Here is a 3,875-nt window from a genome sequence, read left to right on the forward strand (position 1 = left end):
TGATGCTTTGTTAAACTCTCCATTGTTCGGCCAGGCTATCGATAGGATTGGCCTCATCCTCTTCACCGTTTATTGGTGGCCCCTGATTGATGTCGTTCATCAAATGGCGGTTACTCCCCGTTTGGTTAGATATCCGGTAGGTAACTTACCTTTTGCTGAGAGCTTGCACCAGTTTGAGGTGTTCTGTGGCGGTCAAAGGGTCAGGCACGTCTACAATGGTGAGTTGAAGTAGAGCTTTAGCTTGCGTTTGGTTGATGTGCAAGTATTGCTGTACGTTATAAAACAATTTGGAAAAGCTGGGATTATTAAGTACTAGGGGCTTTTTGCCTTTGACGCGAAGCTCAAAGCGGTCAATGACGTAATCGTCTTCGCCATCTTCTAAGCAAACCCAGTCGTCTGTGTGATGGTTTATCATAATACGGTGTTTTCTTGTAAAAACTATTCTCTATATTGCTGAGGCTCTATTACTTTATATTAACTGGCGTGATAATGATTAGACTCCATTATCACCTTTCCGACATTCTATAGCTCCCTGAGCTAATTACAACTTTGGAATACCAATAATACTTTACCGAAAGTCACCCCAACATGGCTTTCGGTTTTTTTATGTCTCAGACAAGGTTAATGGTTTTCCATCTTTACCCAGAACCGTATTGGCTAGGCGCTGTCCGACCAAGCGCATAGCGAGTGAAGGTGAGACCGCTTTTTGGTCTCCTTTTAACGCTTGAAATCGACCTTCCCAGGCGTTGTCGATGTATCGGCCATCCTGAGTAAACTGAATGATGATTTTTCGCATGTCTTGTTTCCTTCTATCAAGCTAAGGTCAAAACGGTGACCTCATAGTAAGCGTAGTCGTCTTGACTACGCTCGGCAGCTTAGCAAGCTTAGTGTTCAAATTTGAAAGGCATTCGAAGCTTACCGCTCTTGAACGGATTGTTTCACCTGTGCAATGGCTTGTTTGATTTGCACAGGGTCGGCCCCAAATATCACGTGAATATTGTCAGCGGTAGGATGCTGAGTTGGCATCACAATCAGAGCAGGCGTCCCTCTAAAGCCTAGTGCTTGGAATAACGTCATGGTGTGATTAACTTCATTGTCTGAATGTCCTCTTCAGTCAAGCGTCCTTCGTTATGTCCGGTGGCAAAAAGCACACGATGGTAACTATCATAGGCGTGCATGCGTTTCGCCTCATAGACAGCATTAAATCCAAAAATCATCGAAAAGTGCTATATGTTGAGTGATAACCAGTTTTGCTTTGTCTTTGCTTCCAATCGCTTGGGGCGATGTTAGTTGCTGCCAACTATAATGGCGTTGATATTTGCTTTGTAAGTATCGTTGTTCTTCAAGCTTGTCTTTAAAAACAAAGAAAATTCTAGGAGAAACAGTAATGGTATTTTCTTGAAGTGACCGCTTGAGGTAGTCTTTGATCTCAAATTACGTGTAGTATTTTTGAAACGTATTTCGTGAAGAGATGACCGACTTAAACTGCGCTACGTACGTTAGCAAGCATCACAGAAACGACAAACAACCTCCCAAGCCTCCAGAAGCGCGTCAAGCCGCTCATCTTGATCTTCGATCACGCTAATCGACAGGTCTTCATTTTCGCTCAGAAGCTCTGATAGGTGTTGAAGGTTAAAGTCGTAGTACTTGGTTTGAATTAGGTTCTGAACCTCTTTCTTGAGTGACTCTGGGATTTTATTGATGTGAGTACGACCAGTATTGCCACGAATCACGAACCGAATGCCTTCCTTGCGATAGCGACTCATGTAACGCTCAACGGTTCCTCGTGATTTTTGCAGCAACTGAGTTGCACTATTGATAGTGATTTTACTATCTATGACTTTGCTAATGATATCGACTGTATACTGTGATTTTGAATCCATGTAGAATATCCCTAGCCCAAAAATTCGTTAGACTAAATATGCTACATATTTTAAGGGTGTGCATTTCCACTACCAAATCTAATCCGATGAAAGAGGGTAAGGCCATACTTATTAGGGAGGAGTAGGTTGAAAATAGCATTTTTCAGAATCTAACGGAGTGCTCTTGGGTATCTGAGCTCAGTTAACTTTGAAAAAGTTCTAGCGCATTAACCTTTGACCGCGAATTACTTATCATTTCCCCTGCGTATTCAGATCTAAACTTGAGTAAATGCTTTGCCTCTTTCATTTCTTTTGGTTTTCTTTTGCTCTATAGATATGCATTTAGAGACTAGGAGAGTCTTCGCTTTGGTAAAATTAGGATGATTAAACTGCATTAAATTTTCCTCGGTAGCAGGAAAGTGAAGATAAGAAAAAAGCCAACATAATCCCGATCAATTCCATTAGGTTGGCTATACATCTATCATAACAATTGGTATCTGAACTCCGGCGTTCAAGTGGGAGGACTGACTGGTTAAACAAAGGAAGAAAACCCACTCCAAGTTGGAGGTGCTGCGCCTTTTTTTGTGCCTACAATGACTTTCCATTATGCCTATCTTTGAGCGGAAACATATCTGTTTACTGATATGGGAGTGATGTCCCTGATAGTTTGTCGGTTTATGTAATCATGACACTCTTCATACCTTGTGTGGATTGACTTCCGAGCATATTAGTTTCTATACTTTGATGTTTTCGAGCAGTATAAGAAAAAGGTAGAGTATTTACGGACGGTATGCCCGTAATTCAGCGTGTCCACCTTTCAGGCACAATAACAACACATCCTATGTTCTCTGGTGTGCGCTATTTTATCGCTGGAGCGATGTTTGGGATTGATTTTGATGGTCTGTTCTATGTAAAAAAGCCAATGGGTCAATGAAACAACAATGCAAACAGCAGGGTGGCGGCCTTACAACTACCGAGCAAATCAGGGTGCTGTAACCAATCACTATACATCGCCTGATGACTATATCAACAACTTAGAGTGTTTAGGTTCATTGATCGGTCATGTAGTGGAGGCCACTAAACATGACTTCCAATCGCGGTTAGAGCAGAAGGTACGACCGATCAAATTAAGAGATCTTCCCAATATGCGTTTGTCTAACGAAGTACTGCTAAAACGGGTCGGCATAGCGAAATTGGAAGAATTAAAGGAAATCGCGACGGCTCAAGCTTATGTGTGGATACATGACCGCTTGAAATTGGGTGTCTTTGAGCGTCTGCTCTTTCATCTAGAGGGCGCGTTAATCCAACAGCATTAGATGTATTTAAATGAGGCGAAGCAAAAAACGCTGAGAAAACGGGTCTCACGGTTGTCTCTGCTCAAACAGAGTGAAAACTGACGATGACTGTTATCAATTTAGCGTCGGTTGCAGATCGGTTTCGGTTTACCGACAAAGCTGTGGGGGAAGGGTATCCGTCTCTGCCAAAGGGCAGGAGAAACACAGCAGCATTGTTGGGGTATCTTAATCAATACATCGATGAGCTTGAGTTATGCATAGTTACTTTGGCTACCATTTCATCACGATTAGAGTTGCGGTAACAATCAATGAAGTTTCCAAACTTATCAACAGCTCGATAGTAATAGAACCACTCTGATGTAGGTATCATCCATACGCCATGAATCAGAGCCCGTCTTCTTGTTGAGTTTGGCTTTCTGTTCCAAAATAGGCTCAAATGTGATGCTCCAATGATCAATAGCTGCATGCACCGCCCCCTTTGGATTTCTTCAATCTCGTAATCAAAGAGCTTGTTAGTGAGAAAAGAACGACCGATTTTGAGATCAACGTTTGATGGAAAGTGGCAGCCTTCAAACATTAATACTCAGAGTGTTGCGTCGAAATTAGGGGAATCTTAACCTATGAGACTAAACTTTGCGACACAAATAGGTGTGTGTATCCAGGTTAAAAATGAGAAACAATATTACAGAACCTAATTTTGGCTTTGTTGCCGAAATCG

At 42.1% G+C, this 3,875-nt stretch carries 5 protein-coding genes and 2 pseudogenes; 2 read left to right on the forward strand and 5 right to left on the reverse strand.

Annotated features, from left to right (window positions below; translation table 11 throughout):
* Window positions 1-145: 145 nt before the first annotated feature.
* The 5 genes and pseudogenes from HW45_RS02880 to HW45_RS29215 form a co-directional block, all read right to left on the reverse strand.
* On the reverse strand, window positions 146-415 hold the full coding sequence (locus HW45_RS02880; RefSeq protein ID WP_038224581.1) for a hypothetical protein: 270 nt from the start codon (window positions 413-415) through the stop codon (window positions 146-148).
* A gap of 189 nt (window positions 416-604) precedes the next feature.
* On the reverse strand, window positions 605-796 hold the full coding sequence (locus tag HW45_RS02885) for a hypothetical protein (RefSeq protein WP_038224583.1): 192 nt from the start codon (window positions 794-796) through the stop codon (window positions 605-607).
* Window positions 797-915: 119 nt separating this feature from the next.
* Window positions 916-1,077 carry a hypothetical protein gene (locus tag HW45_RS29465; protein WP_160171187.1) on the reverse strand — a complete coding sequence of 54 codons (162 nt, stop codon included), beginning with the start codon at window positions 1,075-1,077 and terminating at the stop codon, window positions 916-918.
* Window positions 1,078-1,206: 129 nt separating this feature from the next.
* Window positions 1,207-1,586 (reverse strand): annotated as a pseudogene (locus HW45_RS28645) (DNA phosphorothioation-associated putative methyltransferase); the annotation flags it as partial.
* Window positions 1,584-1,892: pseudogene (locus HW45_RS29215) on the reverse strand (ISNCY family transposase); the annotation flags it as partial. The pseudogenes HW45_RS29215 and HW45_RS28645, both read right to left, overlap by 3 nt.
* Window positions 1,893-2,652: 760 nt before the next feature.
* On the opposite strand from HW45_RS29215, the gene HW45_RS29470 reads away from it, so the two are divergent.
* Window positions 2,653-2,796 (forward strand): TfoX/Sxy family protein, encoded by a 144-nt coding sequence (locus tag HW45_RS29470; protein WP_160171188.1) that lies wholly within the window; start codon window positions 2,653-2,655, stop codon window positions 2,794-2,796.
* 7 nt (window positions 2,797-2,803) lie between these two features.
* Window positions 2,804-3,178: a TfoX/Sxy family DNA transformation protein gene (locus HW45_RS02900; protein ID WP_038224587.1), complete on the forward strand. Its 375-nt coding sequence runs from the start codon at window positions 2,804-2,806 to the stop codon at window positions 3,176-3,178.
* The last annotated feature ends 697 nt before the right edge of the window (window positions 3,179-3,875 follow it).

The organism is Vibrio sp. ER1A (assembly GCF_000733315.1).
GTDB lineage: Bacteria > Pseudomonadota > Gammaproteobacteria > Enterobacterales > Vibrionaceae > Vibrio > Vibrio mediterranei.

Coding starts and splice junctions, on each gene's coding strand:
- HW45_RS02880 (WP_038224581.1), bottom strand. CDS start 415: ATGATAAACCATCACACAGACGACTGGGTTTGCTTAGAAGATGGCGAA.
- HW45_RS29470 (WP_160171188.1), top strand. CDS start 2,653: ATGCCCGTAATTCAGCGTGTCCACCTTTCAGGCACAATAACAACACAT.
- HW45_RS02885 (WP_038224583.1), bottom strand. CDS start 796: ATGCGAAAAATCATCATTCAGTTTACTCAGGATGGCCGATACATCGAC.
- HW45_RS02900 (WP_038224587.1), top strand. CDS start 2,804: ATGCAAACAGCAGGGTGGCGGCCTTACAACTACCGAGCAAATCAGGGT.
- HW45_RS29465 (WP_160171187.1), bottom strand. CDS start 1,077: ATGACGTTATTCCAAGCACTAGGCTTTAGAGGGACGCCTGCTCTGATT.